This window comes from Paenibacillus sp. OAE614 (assembly GCF_040546645.1).
Taxonomy (GTDB): domain Bacteria; phylum Bacillota; class Bacilli; order Paenibacillales; family Paenibacillaceae; genus Paenibacillus_AQ; species Paenibacillus_AQ favisporus.
The window spans coordinates 6,069,211-6,085,758 of sequence record NZ_JBEPOD010000001.1 but is presented as its reverse complement, the minus strand read 5'-3'; the positions used below and the strand labels follow the sequence as shown (position 1 = coordinate 6,085,758).

Annotated in this window: 16 protein-coding genes; 12 read left to right on the top strand and 4 right to left on the bottom strand. The window is 56.6% G+C overall.

Features of this window, described 5'->3' with window-relative positions:
- Positions 1-451 precede the first annotated feature (451 nt).
- Both ABIE48_RS27950 and ABIE48_RS27945 read left to right on the top strand, forming a co-directional pair.
- Positions 452-2,443, top strand: coding sequence for an endonuclease MutS2 (locus ABIE48_RS27950; protein ID WP_192715904.1), 1,992 nt, complete (start codon positions 452-454; stop codon positions 2,441-2,443).
- 164 nt (positions 2,444-2,607) lie between these two features.
- A complete protein-coding gene (locus ABIE48_RS27945) occupies positions 2,608-3,027 on the top strand; it encodes a TipAS antibiotic-recognition domain-containing protein (RefSeq protein ID WP_145026606.1) in 420 nt (139 codons plus the stop codon).
- A gap of 129 nt (positions 3,028-3,156) precedes the next feature.
- Here ABIE48_RS27945 and ABIE48_RS27940 read toward each other — a convergent pair whose 3' ends face one another.
- The 3 genes from ABIE48_RS27940 to ABIE48_RS27930 all read right to left on the bottom strand — a co-directional run bounded on the left by ABIE48_RS27940 (position 3,157) and on the right by ABIE48_RS27930 (position 5,997).
- Positions 3,157-4,824 (bottom strand): DUF4179 domain-containing protein, encoded by a 1,668-nt coding sequence (locus ABIE48_RS27940; protein WP_192715903.1) that lies wholly within the window; start codon positions 4,822-4,824, stop codon positions 3,157-3,159.
- Positions 4,772-5,338, bottom strand: a complete 567-nt coding sequence (locus ABIE48_RS27935; protein ID WP_089549039.1) for an RNA polymerase sigma factor — start codon at positions 5,336-5,338, stop codon at positions 4,772-4,774. Before ABIE48_RS27935 ends, ABIE48_RS27940 begins: the two co-directional genes overlap by 53 nt.
- A gap of 179 nt (positions 5,339-5,517) precedes the next feature.
- Positions 5,518-5,997 (bottom strand): GAF domain-containing protein, encoded by a 480-nt coding sequence (locus tag ABIE48_RS27930; RefSeq protein ID WP_145026602.1) that lies wholly within the window; start codon positions 5,995-5,997, stop codon positions 5,518-5,520.
- Between the two features lie 247 nt (positions 5,998-6,244).
- On the opposite strand from ABIE48_RS27930, the gene ABIE48_RS27925 reads away from it, so the two are divergent.
- Both ABIE48_RS27925 and ABIE48_RS27920 read left to right on the top strand, forming a co-directional pair.
- The gene (locus ABIE48_RS27925; protein ID WP_076175925.1) at positions 6,245-6,553 is read left to right on the top strand and encodes a hypothetical protein; all 309 of its coding nucleotides are present in this window, start codon (positions 6,245-6,247) and stop codon (positions 6,551-6,553) included.
- 71 nt (positions 6,554-6,624) lie between these two features.
- Positions 6,625-7,107, top strand: coding sequence for a hypothetical protein (locus ABIE48_RS27920; RefSeq protein WP_145026600.1), 483 nt, complete (start codon positions 6,625-6,627; stop codon positions 7,105-7,107).
- Positions 7,108-7,220: 113 nt separating this feature from the next.
- Here the strand turns inward: ABIE48_RS27920 and ABIE48_RS27915 are convergent, their stop codons facing one another.
- Positions 7,221-8,225: an alpha/beta hydrolase gene (locus ABIE48_RS27915; protein WP_145026598.1), complete on the bottom strand. Its 1,005-nt coding sequence runs from the start codon at positions 8,223-8,225 to the stop codon at positions 7,221-7,223.
- A 304-nt stretch (positions 8,226-8,529) separates the two neighbouring features.
- On the opposite strand from ABIE48_RS27915, the gene ABIE48_RS27910 reads away from it, so the two are divergent.
- The 8 genes from ABIE48_RS27910 (at position 8,530) to ABIE48_RS27875 (ending at position 16,516) form a co-directional block, all read left to right on the top strand.
- Positions 8,530-9,252 carry a thioredoxin domain-containing protein gene (locus tag ABIE48_RS27910; protein ID WP_076175918.1) on the top strand — a complete coding sequence of 241 codons (723 nt, stop codon included), beginning with the start codon at positions 8,530-8,532 and terminating at the stop codon, positions 9,250-9,252.
- Positions 9,253-9,264: 12 nt separating this feature from the next.
- Positions 9,265-9,702 (top strand): disulfide oxidoreductase, encoded by a 438-nt coding sequence (locus ABIE48_RS27905; protein WP_076175915.1) that lies wholly within the window; start codon positions 9,265-9,267, stop codon positions 9,700-9,702.
- Positions 9,703-9,883: 181 nt separating this feature from the next.
- Positions 9,884-10,462, top strand: coding sequence for a GNAT family N-acetyltransferase (locus tag ABIE48_RS27900; protein ID WP_192715902.1), 579 nt, complete (start codon positions 9,884-9,886; stop codon positions 10,460-10,462).
- Between the two features lie 22 nt (positions 10,463-10,484).
- Entirely contained in the window at positions 10,485-11,258 is a 774-nt protein-coding gene (locus ABIE48_RS27895; protein ID WP_145026594.1) for an energy-coupling factor transporter transmembrane component T family protein, read from the top strand.
- A gap of 116 nt (positions 11,259-11,374) precedes the next feature.
- Complete coding sequence (locus ABIE48_RS27890) at positions 11,375-11,992, top strand: ECF transporter S component (RefSeq protein ID WP_089549034.1); 618 nt, start codon at positions 11,375-11,377, stop codon at positions 11,990-11,992.
- Positions 11,973-13,583 carry an ABC transporter ATP-binding protein gene (locus tag ABIE48_RS27885; RefSeq protein WP_192716178.1) on the top strand — a complete coding sequence of 537 codons (1,611 nt, stop codon included), beginning with the start codon at positions 11,973-11,975 and terminating at the stop codon, positions 13,581-13,583. Before ABIE48_RS27890 ends, ABIE48_RS27885 begins: the two co-directional genes overlap by 20 nt.
- Positions 13,584-13,778: 195 nt before the next feature.
- The gene (locus tag ABIE48_RS27880; protein ID WP_354520072.1) at positions 13,779-15,320 is read left to right on the top strand and encodes an MDR family MFS transporter; all 1,542 of its coding nucleotides are present in this window, start codon (positions 13,779-13,781) and stop codon (positions 15,318-15,320) included.
- Positions 15,321-15,502: 182 nt separating this feature from the next.
- A complete protein-coding gene (locus ABIE48_RS27875; protein WP_192715901.1) occupies positions 15,503-16,516 on the top strand; it encodes a S66 family peptidase in 1,014 nt (337 codons plus the stop codon).
- The last annotated feature ends 32 nt before the right edge of the window (positions 16,517-16,548 follow it).

The window sequence follows — 16,548 nt, the reverse complement described above, 5'->3', positions numbered from 1 at the left end:
TAACAAGGGAGAGATTTTGATGACGGTGGTTGTTCTTAACTAATCAAACTCCATATCGGCTGTATGACACGAAGACAGGCGAGGAATGCCCAGGAGGGCACTCTTTCTTTCAATGCGCCTCTTTGCAGAATGCAGTCTTGGAAATAGTTAAGAACACGCGAAGCATCAAACGACAATCCCTTGCGGACTGTTTGAAACCTTTGTGATCCGAATCGGTGGAGCGTTGGCCGCTCGACCGTTGTCATGCCGGATAATGGCCGCCGCCTAATGGGCGGCTGGCTCTCCGGCATACAGGACCGTGCTCTTTGCAGCACGGTTTTTTTGCGTACAGCAAAGGCAGCAGACAAAGGCAGTCCGGCAGACCAGGGGCAGGAATCGCATGCGCGTATTCTCTGCCCCTTTTTGCGTTGCATTAGGAAGACATAACAAGAAACAGGAGGATGAACTACCAATGGATCAAACGACGATGATCATGCTGGAATACGACAAAATGAAGGAAGCGTTGAGAGACTATGCGGTTTCGTATGAAGGACGCAGGCATATCGATGAATTGGAGCCGCTGACCACGGCCAGTGCAGTCCGCAGGGCGCTGGATGAGACGGCGGAAGCCAAGGCGCTGCTGGATAAAGGGGCCAGTGTCCCGCTGCCATCCCTGGAAGGGATTGACCGGATCGTCTCCCTGCTGCATACAGGGTACCTGTTCGACGAGCAGGATTTTACAGCGGTCCATACGTTTCTGCACAGCTGCGGGCAGCTGCGTAAGTACATGGCCGGGAAGCGCGACATCGCGCCGGGCATCAGCTCCTATGCTTCCTCGATGCAGGAGCTGGCGAAGCTGAAGAGCGAAATTGAGCGCTGCATCCGGTTTGGCCGGGTGGACGATCAAGCCAGCAAAAACCTGGAGCGCGTCCGCAAGAAGATCGCCATCGTTAAGGAGCGCATTCAGAAAAAGATCGCCGCGATTCTGTCCAGGCACGGCTCGATTTTGCAGGAAAACCTGGTCAGCGTCCGGGGCGGCCGGTACGTCATTCCGGTCAAGCGGGAGTATCACAAAACGATCAAGGGCTCGGTGCTCGACCAGTCAACGAGCGGGCAGACCGTCTTTGTGGAGCCGGAGGAGGTCGCCCATCTTCAAAGCGAGCTTGGCATGCACGAAGCGGATGAGGCCCGGGAGGAAGGCATCGTACTGAGCGCGTTGACCGGGCTGCTTGAGGCGGCTTCGGCCGATCTGCTGCTGAACATCGATATTACGGGAACGTACGATTTTATTTTTGCCAAAGCGAAATACAGCCGCACCTTGGGCGGGAACAATGTTCTTCTTAGCGACAGCGGGCGTATTCAAATAAGCGGAGCGCGGCATCCGTTCATGCTGAAGACGATGGTGCCGCTGCGGCTGGAGCTGGGCGGCGGTTACCGCTCGCTGATCATCACCGGGCCGAATACCGGCGGCAAGACGGTGGCGCTCAAGACGCTCGGGCTGCTCACCCTGATGGTGCAGTCGGGTCTGCTCGTGCCGGTGGAGGAAGGCAGCACGTTCACCGTATTCACTAAAGTGCTGTCGGCCATCGGGGACGGGCAGAGCATCGAGCAGTCGCTCAGCACCTTTTCCGCCCAAATTAAGCGCCTGATCGGGATGGTGGATGCGGCGGACCGCCATACCCTGCTGCTGATCGACGAGCTGGCGGCCGGAACGGATCCGGGGGAAGGGATGTCCTTGTCGATCGCCATTCTGGAAGAGCTCAGCAACAGAGGCGCCATGATCATGGTCACGACGCATTTTAACGAGCTGAAGACGTTTGCAGCACGGACGCCGGGCTTCCAGAATGCCCGGATGGAGTTCGATGTCGAGACTCTGGAGCCGCTGTACCGGCTGACGATCGGGGAGGCGGGGCAGAGCTACGCGATTCAAATCGCCACAAAGCTGGGGATGACAGCAGGCATTATCGAGCGGTCGCAGGAAATTTTGCAGAGGCAGAAGCCACTGCCTGCCCTGCAGCCCGATGCAGCCGAGGAACATCCCATTGTTCAAACGGAGTCTGAGCAGATGGAGGAGACAGCTCAGTCCTCCGACCCACTTGAAGCCAATGAGAGCGATGCAGGGAACCGGGATCAGGCGGATGAGGATCAGGAGCAAGCATCGGCCGCGCCCGCGCGCAAGCTTGAAGTAGGAGACGCTGTCTATGTCAGTTCCTATGGGCGAACGGGCATCGTCTACGAGCCGGAGGACGCCATGGGCATGGTAGGGGTCATGATCCAGAAGGAGAAGATCCGGATCAACCAGAAGCGGCTCAAGCTGTTCATTGAGAAGAGCGAACTGTACCCTGAGGACTACGATTTCGACATTATTTTTGAGTCCAAGGAGAACCGGAAGAAGAGCAAGCTGATGAACCGCAAGCATGTCGAGGGGCTGTCCATCATTCGCGATTCCGACTCGAAGCCCTAAATGAAATAAGGTGAAAAAATGTTGAAAAAAGCGGATAAATGCTCTTCTGGTAGCGGTTAAATTCCTGCGAAACGGGTAATTGGAAGGTGACAAGACCCGACATCAATCGTGCAGACCATGCGGCAAAAAGATATAGATCAGAGAGTCAAGTGGAGGGAGAAACGATGGAACCAGACAACAGAGGTCGGGACTCAGGCCCGGCCGGATCCAATGTGACCGAGCAGGATGTGCTGACCCAGCTGGGAGGCGAGTCCGAAACGCAGGAGAGCAAGCATAAAATGCAGCTGTGGACCAAGGAAGACTACCTGCGGTCCCAGCGGGAAATCGATCAGATTAACCAGGATTTAAAGGCGGCCATCGAGGAAGGCCATCACCCGGGTGCTCCACAGGTTCAGGGGATCATCCGCAGGCATTATGAATGGATGAGCCGTTATTATACACCGTCGGCAATGGTGTATATCGGATTGGGAAACTTATATGTGGAACAGACCGAACACAAGCAGCTGTTTACGGCATACCATCCGCAGCTCCCCGTTTTTTTACGGGACGGGATGATCATATTCGCCGAGCGCGAGCTGATGTAAGAAGATGAACAAGGGTGACCAAACAAGCCCGCCTGGCCGATGAATGGCCGGGCGGGCTTCTGCCGCATACGGAGGAGCATTTGTTCATTTCATGGGGTCGGATCCTAGAACTGACTTTACCAAAAGGCGTTAATTAATGGCCGCTTCAACCGTCTCGTCCGGATCGAGCAGCACGTACACGCCCGGGTTCAGCTGCAGCGCCGTTCCTTCCGGAAGGTTCGAATACGTCTCCACTTTGGTAAACGGCCCGCTCGATGGCGGCGCAGGGACGTAGTCCGGGAGGATCTCTTTTCCGCCGGCACGGATCACCGATTGCGATACCCCTTTAAAAGTCGGGTCCTCAGAGGAAGACTTCACGATCAACTGGCTGCCCTTCAGATAGTAGGTGAACGTGATCTTCCGTCCGTCCAGATCCATCTGCACCTGCTGTTCAGTGGCAGTCGGCGCGGCCAAATCGTACCAATGCTTCGAAAGGTCCCTTTTTGTAATTTCCAAACCTGAGAAGATAAGCTTCATCGGTTCCCCCGACCAATCTTTGAACCATTTCGGCGACTCAAAGCGCAGGTAGCCTTCATCCAAATATTCCCGGTGCCGGACCTTCTCGTACATGCCGGTATGATAGTCACCGCCTTCGATGCGCTGGTCCCCCAGCTGCAGGGATACTTTCGTAAAGCGTCTCACGCCCTCAGTCCAGTCATTGGAATCCTGCCTGTATGGGATTCGGATCTGAAGCGGCGTGATGACCAGCTGTTTCAGGTTCAAATTGACGTTTGCGGCCTGTTCCTCATTTGCCGGAAGCGGTTTGCTGTAAATGGCTTCGCTGGCCTTGCTGCCGTCTGCGTTGAAGTCAAAAGCCCAGGTTCCCGCTACTCTCTTGACCTCCTGCAAATAGGTCAGGTGAAGCTTGGCTCCCTTCCAGTCCCGTTCCGGAATGGTGAAGGTCGACTGGCACAGCAAATCGTTACCGTCCGGGGGCAGGACCGCCCGGGACACGCTTTGATACGTTTGCGAACCGGAGGTGATCACCAGGTGGGGGTCCAGATAGCCTGGATCCTCAAGCGGTGACGTCAGGGCATACCGGATGGTCAATTGGTCATTTTTCCGGACGATCGATTGGATCTCCACAGCCGCGAAGCCGCCTGCAGACGAGGATGGAGCCAGCATGGAACCTTCGGCAATATCTCCCGCAAGAGGCAGATCGTCATATTGGTAAAAAACCAGGTTGCTGGCGTCCAAGTGCATGCTCCGTTTAGACTTCTTCAGCTCATCCTGCAGCTCGAACATCCCTTTGAGTGTATCTTTTTCCTCATCGCGCTTGAGCAGAACGTTTGGCTTGGCATCTTTTCCCTTGGAATCGGACAGGGAGACGGATTCGAAATCGACGGCGTCATAATCCGGAAGGCCCGGAATCTGCATCGTAAAAAGCACATCCATCTGCTCGCCGTCAGTCACGACGCCGTGCAGCTTCATCGTTGTGCCCGACTGCCGGGCACTCAAATCCAGCGGCTCGCCAAAGCCGTGCTGAATGGCATTGTTCACACCCGGCCGTCCCCACAAGTCCCAGCCCGGGTTTATGGCTGCAAACACGGGAACGGCTACCGCCAGGAAGACCACAGCGGAAGCGGCCGCCGGAACCCACTTGCGGGTCACCGATGACCTTTTTACAGTTGAAGACTGGCCTGAACGCCGCCGCCCAACCTCTTCCTCGATCGTGCTCCACATCGCTTCAAAATCGGGAGCGGGCTCAGGCTTTCGTGAAATGGCCCGTTCCATCTGTTCCAAGCTGAATCGGTTCATCGTCGTTCTCTCCTTTCATTAGGGGGCAGGAGGGCTTAGCGATATATTTTCTCATGAGCGAAAGCCCCTTATTGATTCTGGATTTGACGGTCCCTAAGGGAACGCGGATCATGTCGGCGATCTCCTGCTGGGACAGCCCGTTAATGTAACGGAGAATCATCACCATCCGAATGTTCGCGGGAAGCCGTCCGTAGAGCCGGGACAGCTCTAAGGCCAGTTCCCGCCCTTCGACGGTTTCCTCGACCGAATGCGGGGCAGCCGCCAGATGCCGATAGGAAAAGAGCTTTTCCTTGATGACGCCCGCTTTCGAGCGGCGAAGCGAGTTTTTACACAGATTGGCGGCGATTTGAATAAGCCAGCGCCGGATATCCTGAATAGAGCTCCGGTCCGCAAGCAGTGCCCGGATAAACGTCTCCTGGCAGAGATCTTCGGCGTCTTCCCTGCGCTGCATCATATAGTAGCAGAAGCTGTAGACATCCCGGTTAAAGGTCTCGAACAGCTCTTTGTCCGTCATTGCCTCACCTTCCTTGACATGCAAAGATCCATGGAACCGATGCCGGCCGGCGGTTGTTCCATCTGACCATTAGACAAACAACGCCGTGTTTTCGTTCATTATCTTATCATGCAGGAATGGAAAAAAGCGGTCTTCCGCATCATAAGCAGAAGACCGCTTTATTTTCCCAGGATCCTATATTATAGCTGTGCCGTCAAAATACCGACAAACTGTTCGAGAAACTGCCGCTCATCTTGGTCAAACCGCCCCTTCAGTGGGCTGTCGATATCGAGTACGCCGATCAGGCGCTCTCCCTGGACCAGCGGAACGACAATTTCGCTGTTCGAGGCGGCATCGCAGGCGATATGCCCGGGAAACTCATGCACGTCATCGACCACAATCGTTCTCCGCTCGGCTGCCGCTGTACCGCATACCCCTTTACCCAAAGGAATGCGAATGCAGGCCGGGAGCCCCTGAAACGGTCCGAGAACCAGCTCAGTTCCATCGAAAAGATAGAATCCAACCCAATTTATGTCAGGAAGGAAGCTGTTCAGCAGGGCCGAGGCGTTGGCTAGATTGGCAATGGAGCTGGGCTCATCATGGATGAGCGACTTAAGCTGTTCGAGGACGGCTGCAAATTGGTCATTCCGGTTTCCTTCGTATGGAAGGGCTTGAAACATGACGATCCACCTCATTTCTGTCTTTTAACCGTTGGTTAATTATAAAAGATAGTATACAGGAATTCCTTCCACGTCAAGTAAAATTCCTCCCTCTAAAAGTCATGGTCATTTCCTGTGGAGCCTGCTGATTCCGGCGTCCGGCACGGCTTAAGCAGGGATCGGTATTGTTTCCCGGCAGCGGAAGAAGGGTAAACAATGGTAATGACAGGCTCATTTTTACAGGCGTTCGCCGGAAGGAGAGGAATCTATGCGTGCAGACGTACAAAATTTATTCATGAGTATCCACATGCTTTACCATGCCCATCACCATGACCTGACCATCCGTGATATGCAGCCCGTGCTGGAGGCGCACGGCTACAAGGTGGGGGAACGGGAAGTGAAGCAGCAGCTGGAGCGCCTGACCGAATTGAACTTTCTGACGGCCCACGGCGATGAATACAGCTTGACCGGAACGGGAATCGGGGAGTTCAAGGAAATTCAGGTCATGCTTCAGAAGCTGTGCGGGGAAGTACTGGCACCACTTGAAGAAACGGAGAGCGCGAATGCCGGCGCTTAACGCCCAGGCTTCCAAGATCAACTTCCTGCCACCTAGAATCGTTACCGCATCTTAGAATGGAGGGAATGAATATGCACAAATGGTTTACTACGGTTTTGACGACAAGCCCGGTGCGGGTGCTGGCGGCGGAGCTGCCCGATGCAGGGGCTGAGCACAGCGCGCACGGAGCATGGTATTGGTTGTCCTATGCGCTGGCGATTCTTGTGTTCGGATTTGCTATATATGTCATGATTGGAGCGCGTTTGAAGCGCCGGCTCAGTCGTTTGAAGCATACGCTGTCGGATGAATTGGTAAAGGTCAACGGCGCCCTGGTAGCCGAAAAATCCTCGGAATTAACAGAGGAAAGAGCCGGCCAATATGCGCAGTCCCATATCCGCAGGCTGACGGATTTGAGGGACCGGCTGAGATCGGACGTGGATGAACTCAGCAAGCTGAACATTTCCGTCTTCGATCTGAAGGGATTAAACCAGGCGATCAGTCATTACAACGCGGAGAAAATGAGCATCCGGGAAGACATCGCGGCAGAGGAGAGCAAGCAGTACAGGATGCGATAAGGCTGGCTGGCTTCATGTTCAGAAAATGGAAAAGCCCCTTGGTCTCAAGGAGAGGAGTCCGGACCAAGGGGCTTTTTGGGTTGTACGGAATGTTGTGAGTTGGTGCAGAAGTCTTACATATTAAATTCCGGCTGAGGAAGCCCCGCCTGCACAGGCTCTTCCACAAGCTCCTCAGCCTGTTCCGGCTGCATGGCAGGAACGGCCCCTTCCATCACGTCGCGGACAAATTCCTGCACGGCTTTTTTATACAGCTCCGGGTTGACCCCCAGCGCATTCCCGTGGGAGGCTCCTTCAACGAGAAGAAGCCGTTTCATTCCTTCTTTGGCGGCAAACAGTTCCTCGCTCATCTCCGTCGGGATATAGCGGTCCCGTGTACCATGGATAAACATGACGGGAACGGGGCTGTACCGTGCGGAACGGACAGGGCTGACCTCATTCAGCGTAAAGCCTGCTTTCCGGAACAGTCTGCGGTCGACGAGCGGAAGGAACACAGCCGCGGGTATACGGTTCAGTGCCTGCATTTGATGATGCATCAGGCGCGTCAGATCGGAATAAGGGCAGTCGGCGATGACAAAGGCGGCGTCCGTGTGAGGCAGCGACAGATATTCCAGCACGGTGCCTCCTCCAAGCGACATGCCGTGCAGGCCGACGACCGAGTCGCTGCCGTACGTGGCGCGTATCCACCGGATCCAGGAGTCGATGTCGTGCTTTTCGTGGAACCCGTAGGTCGTATATTTGCCTTCGCTTTTTCCGTGCCGGCGCAGGTCGATCAGAAGTGTGTTGAACCCATCTTCCCGGAAAATGTCCATAAAGGGGATCGATGCCGGAAGCGAGGCGGTATATCCATGGACAAGAATGACGAAACGGTTGGAGCCGGACGGGTGCGGTATGAGCATGCCGTTCAGCTTCAGCCCGTCATAGCTCGTAATTTGAACCTCCTCCTTGGGCAGCGACTCAAAGTAGTCCTGCTTGAACAGCCCGACCTGCTCCATGGCTTGAAAGGTCTGCTCGTACGTGAGGGCTTTCATCTGCGTCATTTGATAAAAGGCGTAACGTGTAATTCCCATCGCGGCCAGAACAGCGGCAAAAACGACAATAACGGCAGTCTGCCACTCCATAAGATATTCCCCCCTTATTTTCATACAGTTACGGTAAAAGTAGTATCACCGGAACGTTTCAAGTCAACTCATATTTTCATGAAAAAGCTCACTACAGGCTGTCATGTAATTGATTTTGTTACAATTTATTTAACAATTCCCGATTTGACCGGTTTTGGAAGCGGTTCTTTCTGGTCATCGGCGGGGGGAGATGCTAGAATAACCTAGAGTAGAAGTGTTAAGTAACTTACATTAAGGAAGAACTAAAGACCCAAATGCCAAGGCGCCTCAGCTTTAGTTCACAGGAAAGGAGACGTCAGGCTTCGTGAAACCGAAGAAGAAGCAAGTCAACACCGTGGCCCAACGTAAAGCCCAGCGGGCAGCGCAGGAGAAACGCATGAAGCGGATCATGTGGATTACAGGTGCATGTATCGTCGTGCTGGTCCTGCTGCTGGTGTTCATTCGGCCGCAATCCAAGGAAGCATCGTTTGATTACAGCTCGCTCCCGGTGCTGGGAAATCCGGAAGCCCCGATCAAGATCGTGGAGATGGGCGACTATAAGTGCCCGGCCTGCCAGTATTTCAGTCAGGACATCGAGCCGAGCCTGCAGAAGGATTTTATCGATTCCGGTAAAGCCGCGCTCTATTTCATGAATTACCTTATCATCAGTCCGAATGCGGACTCCAACACGGCTGCACTGGCCGCGCAATCGGTGTTCCATCAGAACAAGGATGAATTTTGGAAGTACTACCACGTACTCTTCGACAACCAGCAGGATGAAAAAACCGAGTGGGCAACGCCGGAGTTCCTGGTGAAGCTGGCCCGCGACAATAACATCAAAGTGGATTACGATCAGCTTAGCAAGGACATCGAGGAGAAGACGTACCAGGATGAAGTGGACAGCCATATGGCTACCGGCAATAAGCTGGGCGTGAACAGTACACCAACGCTGTACGTAAACGGCGAGAAGGTAGCGGAGAATGTCACGCTCGATTACAACGCGCTCAAGAGCTATTTGGATAAAAAGTCGGCTGACACCGACAAGTAAGGGGAGTTTCGGATGGAAGGCAACCGTTTCATTGCGTTCATCAAGCCCTACAGCCTGTATTTTGCCTGGATCGTGTCCCTTATCGCCACGGGAGGCAGCCTGTATTTAAGCGAAGTGATGCACTATGAACCGTGCAGACTGTGCTGGTTCCAGCGGATATTCATGTATCCGGAAGTGATTCTGCTCGGAATCGCCAGCTATAAAAATGACCGTAAAATTATTCCTTATGCGGTGACCCTCAGCGCGATCGGCGGCTGCATCTCGATCTATCATTATGCGGAGCAGAAGATTCCGGCGCTTGCCAATGCACTGCCGTGCAAGGTAGGCATTCCCTGCAATTTCGATTATTTGAACTGGTTTGGCTTCATTACGATCCCGCTTCTGGCATTGATTGCTTTTATTTTTATCATTGCGTTTCTGCTGATGGGAAGAACGGAAGCACAGCAATAATGGTGTAAAATACAGCGATGGACAAGCACTCCGGCTGCAGCCCTCCTCACGGACACAGGGTAAGCGCCGGGGTGCTTTTTGCGTTCATATGGGAGAAATCGGGAGGGGAGGCGCTCTTGTGCTGCAGGGGGCAGGCGTTGTACATTGATAATATTGCAAAGTACATGAAAGGGGCGTTGGGATGAGCTATCAATGCAGCGGGCACATTCCCGAGCTTGAAGGGCCGCGGATCCGGCTGCGTCCGCTCGAGGAAGGCGACGCCCCGGCGCTGTATGCGTGCTGGACCGACGAGGAGGTTCGGAAGTACTCGGATCTTCCGGACCTGCCGGACGAAGCGGCGGCAGCGGAGCTCATCCGGCTGCTGAACCGTTTGTCGGCCACCGAGGATGGGCTCCGCTGGGGAATTCTCCTGCCGGAGGCCGGGATCATCGGCAGTTGCGGTTTTAATTGGTGGCAGCTGGAGGGGGCCTACCGGGGAGAAATTGGCTGCGAGCTTGCGAGGCCCTTTTGGGGAAAGGGCTACATGCGTGAAGCAATCGGCCTGATGCTCGGATTCGGCTATCGGACCATGGGCCTCAACCGGATCGAAGCGCTGACCGATCCGCGGAATGAACGAGCCGTCCGTCTGTTCGGGTCCCTGGGATTCACGGACGAAGGACGGCTGAGACAGTACCGCCATACGGCTTCAGGCTTTCACGATGCACTGCTCCATTCGCTGCTGCGTGAAGAGTGGGAGCAGGCGGAGTATAACAAGTTTTAGATCAAGGAGGAGCGATCAAACGATGATCCTATCGTATCAAGGGGGAGGCTCGCCGCTGCACCGCATCGACCCGCTCAGCAAGCTCGTGGTCCTGCTATGCATCGCCGTGCTGACGATGCGTTTGCATACATCGGCAGGGCAGGCACTGCTGCTGCTGGCGGCCTCGTTCATGGCCCGAACGGCAGGCGGAATCAGCTGGAGAAGGCAGTGGAAAGCGATGGCTTTCCTGATCGGTTTTGCGGTTCCGTACTTTGTACTGACCCTGCTGACCGTACCCGGCAGCCATACCATCTGGCAGTTCGGCGTGCTGCACGTCACGACGGAGGGAGCCGATGCGGCCGGTTCGGTCACGCTGCGCATGTTTACGGTGTTTCTCTCATCCTTTGTCTATATGGTCACGACCGATCCCGGTGATCTTGTCACCGCGTTAACCCGGCGGATGAAGGTTCCTTACCGGTTCGCCTTCGGCATTTCGATGGCGCTCACGTTTTTGCCTTTGCTTCAAGAAGAAGGGAGAAGCATCTCGGCTGCCCATCAGGTCAGGGGAGCGGCACGCCCCAAGGGAATCAAGCAGCGTTTAGGCTGGTGGAAGGTGTTTGTGTCCGCCATTTTGCATAATGCCGTGCGCCGGATTCAGCAAACCGCGGGAGCGATGGAAGCCAAAGGCTTTGGCGCATATCCAGAGCGAACGTTTTTAAGGGAACAGCAGCCGTCTGCAGCCGGGCAAATCATGGCGGTTGGGGCCGTGCTGGTTACCGCGGCATTGTGGTGGTATATCCATATTGTTAACCTGTAATTTATTTTTAGGTTGACGTTTCGAATCCGATCATGCACAATAGCAGGGAGGCCTGGCCATGCGAGTCCTCAAGGGTGAGAAATCCCACCATTTTCCTGATTAGGAGTTGACATGAGATGGAAACTTTATCACAATCAAAGAGACGTGTTGTCCCGTTTACGACGCTGGACATCGTGCTGATGGCGATGCTGGCCACAGCGAACGCGGTATTGACCTTTTATTTATCTTACATTAATAAAATGCTGAACAGCCTGGGCGGGCCCGTGGCGACCTCTACCATCGTCGGCGTGTACATGGTGTACGGCCTGCTGGCCTATTACATTATCCGCAAGCCGGGAACCGCGGCAATTACATACGGAATTGGCGGCGCGATCCAGTGCTTCGTAGGCAATACGTACGGGATTGCGGCGAGCATCGTGGCGGCGCTGTGTTATCTGGTTGTGGCGGAGGCCGTATTTTTTCTGCTTCGTTACAAACGCTGGAATGCCGGTGCGATGATGCTGGTCGGCGGCGCGATGGTGCCGATCTGGTTCATTTGCGCGGCGAACATGTTCGGGTATACGTCCTGGAGCTTTCAGGTGCTGGCAATAACGATGGTGGTGCGGATCATCAGCGGTATCGTGCTGTGCGGCCTGCTTACCAAGGTGCTCGGGGATATGCTTCAGCGGAGCGGACTGCTTAAACGTTTTGCCATTGGCAGAAAGGCTTCTGCGGATGCAGGGAACTTCCATTGAGCTGACCGAGCTTTCTTATTGGTACGAAGATGTGGAGCAGCCTGCGCTCCGTGGCGTGTCGCTCACGATTCCGGCCGGACAGTTTACGGCGGTGATCGGACCGGGCGGCAGCGGCAAGTCTACCCTGTGCCAGCTGCTTAGCGGCTATCTTCCGCGGAGCGGAGGCGGCCGCCGGGAAGGGAATGTGCGGCTGGACACGATTGACCCGGCAGAAGCTCCGATTGCTGAGATCGCCAAGGTGGCCGGCATCGTGTTCCAGGATCCCGACGCCCAGCTGGTGAGGGGCGTCGTCGAGGATGAGGCCGCATTCGGGCCCGAGAATCTCCGCGTGCCGCCGGCGGAGATCGAGTCCCGCGTGGCCGAAGCGCTGGCGGCGGTGAACCTGACCGCCCGCCGCCGCTCCCCGGTGCGCGAGCTGTCCGGCGGACAGCGCCAGCGCACCGCCATTGCCGCGGTGCTGTCGCTGTCTCCGCGGATGATCGTCTTCGACGATGCATCCGCCAGCCTCGACCCCGCGGCGCAGGCGCAGTTCGTGCAGCTCTGCCGCAGGCTGCACGCCGAGGGCCGGACCGTCGTCACGGTGTCCGGCCGCTTCGACGATGCCGCGCGCGCTGCGGAGCGCGTCATCGTCCTGGACGGCGGCGCAGTCCTGCTGGACGGAGCGCCGCAGGAGCTGCTGCGCACCAGCCGGGACCGGCTGGCGCAGCTCGGCGTGCTGCCCCCGTGGGAGGGGGCAGCGGAAGCCGGCGGCCCGGCAGGCGGCGCGCATGCAGCGGAGCCGGCCGCCGGGACCCTGCAGAGCGCCGGCCTGGTGACGGCGCCGGCGCAGAGGCCGCCGGGTGCGGATTGCCCCGGCGGTGACTCGGCTTCCGGACCGCTGCTGGAGGTCCGGAACCTGAGCTACACCTACCCCGGAGGCCAGGAAGCGCTCCGGGACGTCTCGTTTGCGATGCATCCGGGAGCGTGGGGCATGCTGACCGGTGAGAACGGTTCGGGCAAAACGACGCTCACCCGCCTCCTGATGGGCCTGCTCCCGGTTCCTTCCCGTTCGGTATATTGGAAGGGGCGGGACGTATCCGGTATGCCGGTTCATCAGCTTGCCGGGGACATCGGATACGTGTTCCAGCAGCCGGAGCATCAATTTGTGGAGCATACGGTGTGGGATGAGCTCGTGTACGGCTTGCGGATTCGAAGCGGCTGGCGCCGGCGGCAAGCTGAACTGAAGCCTGAGCAGACCGAAGCGGCCGAGGCGTTGCTTGCGGCTGCCGGGCTGAACGGGCGTCGTCAAGACTCCCCTTATCTGCTCAGCCAGGGTGAGAAGAGGCTGCTCAGCGTCATCGGCCAGCTGATCCAGCCGAAAGCCCTCTACATTCTCGATGAGCCCACCTCAGGCATCGATTACCGTGCCGCGCAGCGGCTGCTGAAGCTGTGCCGGGGTGCCGCCGCCCGGGGCGCTGCCCTGCTCATGATTACCCACGACCCCCGCCTGGTGGAGGAGGATGCTTCTTTCGTGCTCCGGCTCGATCAAGGCAAGGTCGAAGATTACCGGCAGTTGGGCCGGAATCACGGACTTATTCATGTACGATCATAGGCAGGAAGATTTCGTTTGAGTGACGGTCGAATGATCGTCTACGCCTGGAATTTCACGCCCTTCTATTTTAATAAACCCTATGCATCCGCCCAGTCTGAAAAGCGGTCTCTTGCCAGAGGCCATTTTTCGTGCACTGGGTGGATACGTTTCGTTATAAGGAAACTTTGTCAAAACGGGAGAAAGGATACAAATAACGTGAATCGATCTGACCATTTGCCTGGAAAGCAGAGCCGGAACTGGATTCTGGCCGGAATCCTCGTATCCACGTTCTTGTCGGCCATCGAAGGAACCGTAACGGGACCGGCCGGTCCGGCCATCATCAGCAGCTTTGGCGGCATGAAGCTCCTCAGCTGGATTTTTACGGCCTACCTGCTGACCATGGCCGTATCCACTCCGATTTTCGGAAAAATCAGCGACCTGTACGGCCGCAAACCGGTATTTCAAATCGGGTCGCTGCTGTTTGTCTTGGGATCGCTGCTGTGCGGCTTCTCGCAAAGTATGGGCCAGCTGATCGCGTTTCGGGCCATTCAGGGCATCGGAGCGGGGGCGGTCATTCCGGTCACTTTTACGATTATCGGGGACGTCTACCGGATTGAAGAACGCGCCAAAATCCAGGGACTCATCAGTTCGGTCTGGGGCATTGCCTCCCTGATCGGACCGCTCATCGGGGGATACTTTGTCGACTATTTGAATTGGCGCTGGATTTTCGGCTTTAACGTGCCGTTCGGGCTGCTGTCCATGTGGATGATCGCCCGCCATTTCCACGAACAGCGGCAGGAGCGTGCCGAAACGCATGTCGATTTCGCAGGTGCCGGAACGTTTACGGTGGGGATGACGGCGCTGCTGTTTGCGCTGGCGACCGGCGGGCAGTTTTTTGCCTGGTCTTCGGTGTGGATCGTGCTCTGCATCGTGCTTGCGCTGGTTTTCCTGGCAGCCTTTATCGTGGTGGAGGCCAGGGCGAAGGAGCCGATGCTGCCGCTGAAGCTGTTCAGGATCCGCGACATTTCCGTATCAACCGTTGCCGCCATGCTGACCAGCGCGCTGCTGATCGGCCTCACGACGTATACGCCGCTCTGGATTCAAGGGGTCATGGGCAAAAATGCCACGATGTCCGGGCTGACGATGGCACCGATGTCGATCGGCTGGCTGTTCGGCTCCGTAGCGGGGAGCCGGCTCATTCTTACCGCCGGTTCGCGGAAAACGACGCTGATCGGCCTGGCCGGCATCGTGATCGGGGCTCTCGGGTTAGTCTGGATCGGCGAGGGGACGCCGCATTACGTGATTTTGATTTTTACCTTTATCTACGGCCTCGGCTTCGGATATTCCAACACGGTGTTCACGATTATTGCACAGTCCTCGGTCGGTTACTCACTTCGCGGCGCGTCGACGGCGCTGAATACCTTTATCCGCTCACTGGGCCAGACGGTCGGCGTCGCTGTCTTTGGATCACTGATCAACTTGACGCTGGCCGGACGGCTCGCCGATACTCCCGGGCTGGAGCGGGTCGGCCAAGAAGAGGTCAACCAGCTGCTGACTCCGGAAGGAAGCGCATCGCTTCCCAAGGAGTTGTGGAGCGAGCTGAGGCATATTCTTGAGGGGAGCCTCCATTCCCTGTATGTCGTGATGGCTGTCATCGCCGTCGTAAGCCTTCTGATCGTGCTCGGACTGCGAAATACGGTTCCTTCAGCCGGTCCGGAGGAAGAGGAGGAAGGCGCGCGGGAAGGCGCGAATGGATAAAACCTCATAGCGTTGCTGCCGCAGCAAGGATTCCTCGATGTCCGATGAATCCTTGCTTTTTGCATGTGAACAAGTTCTTTCGAGCAAGGGTCGCAGGGAGCGTGCCATTCCGTAACATCGTCATTGTTCCAGCTATCCTTTTTTAGTAAGATAGGGAGAAAATCTTGTGGAGGGATGCGGCAGTGATTCAATATCCGCGAATGGAAAAAGGGGCTGTCGTCGGTGTGACGGCTCCCTCCTCGGGCATAGAGCCCGGTCTGCACGACATGTTCCGCACGGCTGTCAGCCGTATGGAGGAGAGGGGCTATCACATACGCGTCGGCGAGACGGTCTGGACGCAGCACAAGGCCAAGTCCGCTCCGGCCAGGGTCCGTGCCGAGGAGCTGAATGAGATGCTTAGGGATCCCCGGATCGGTGCGATCATTCCTCCGTGGGGCGGGGAACTGCTCATCGAAATTTTGGACCGGGTGGACTTTGACCACATGCCGCGGAAATGGATTCTCGGCTATTCGGACCTCAGCGTTCTGCTTCTGGCCATCACTTTGAAGACGGGAGTCGCCACCGCTCACGGCCTTAATTTCGTCGACCTGCGGGGGACGTATTCGGATCCTACCTCGGCCATGTGGGAGGCCGTGCTGACAGCCAAGCCGGGCGATCGGATTGCTCAGCAGGCATCGGCCAAATACCAGAAGGAGTGGCGTCATGATGATCCAAGCCCGTGCGTCTTCCATCTGACGGAGCCGACGGTGTGGAAGACGGTTTCGGGCGGGCCGGAGTCGCTGCAGGGCCGGCTGCTCGGGGGATGCGTCGACGTTATCCGCCATTTGATCGGCACGCCTTACGGGGATGTGGCAGCATTCCGGGAGCGCCATATTCCGGGCGAACCTCTCCTCTGGTATTTGGAGAACTGCGAGCTGAACACGGCCGATCTGCGCAGGTCCCTTGTTCAGATGAAGTATGCCGGCTGGTTCGAGGGCTGCGCCGGGCTGATGTTCGGCCGGAGCGCGGCCAACCGTCCAATGGAAGGATATACGGTGGAGGATGTATACCAGGAGCTGTCGGAAGAACTGGGCGTACCGGTCATTTACGATATCGACTGCGGTCACGTGCCGCCACAAATGACGCTGGTGAACGGCGCTTATGCCGAAGTGAAGGCGGATGGCGGCGGAGGAACGCTGGTCCAGCATTTTAAATAAGCCCGCCCGGCTGTAGATCGATTTCAGTCCCG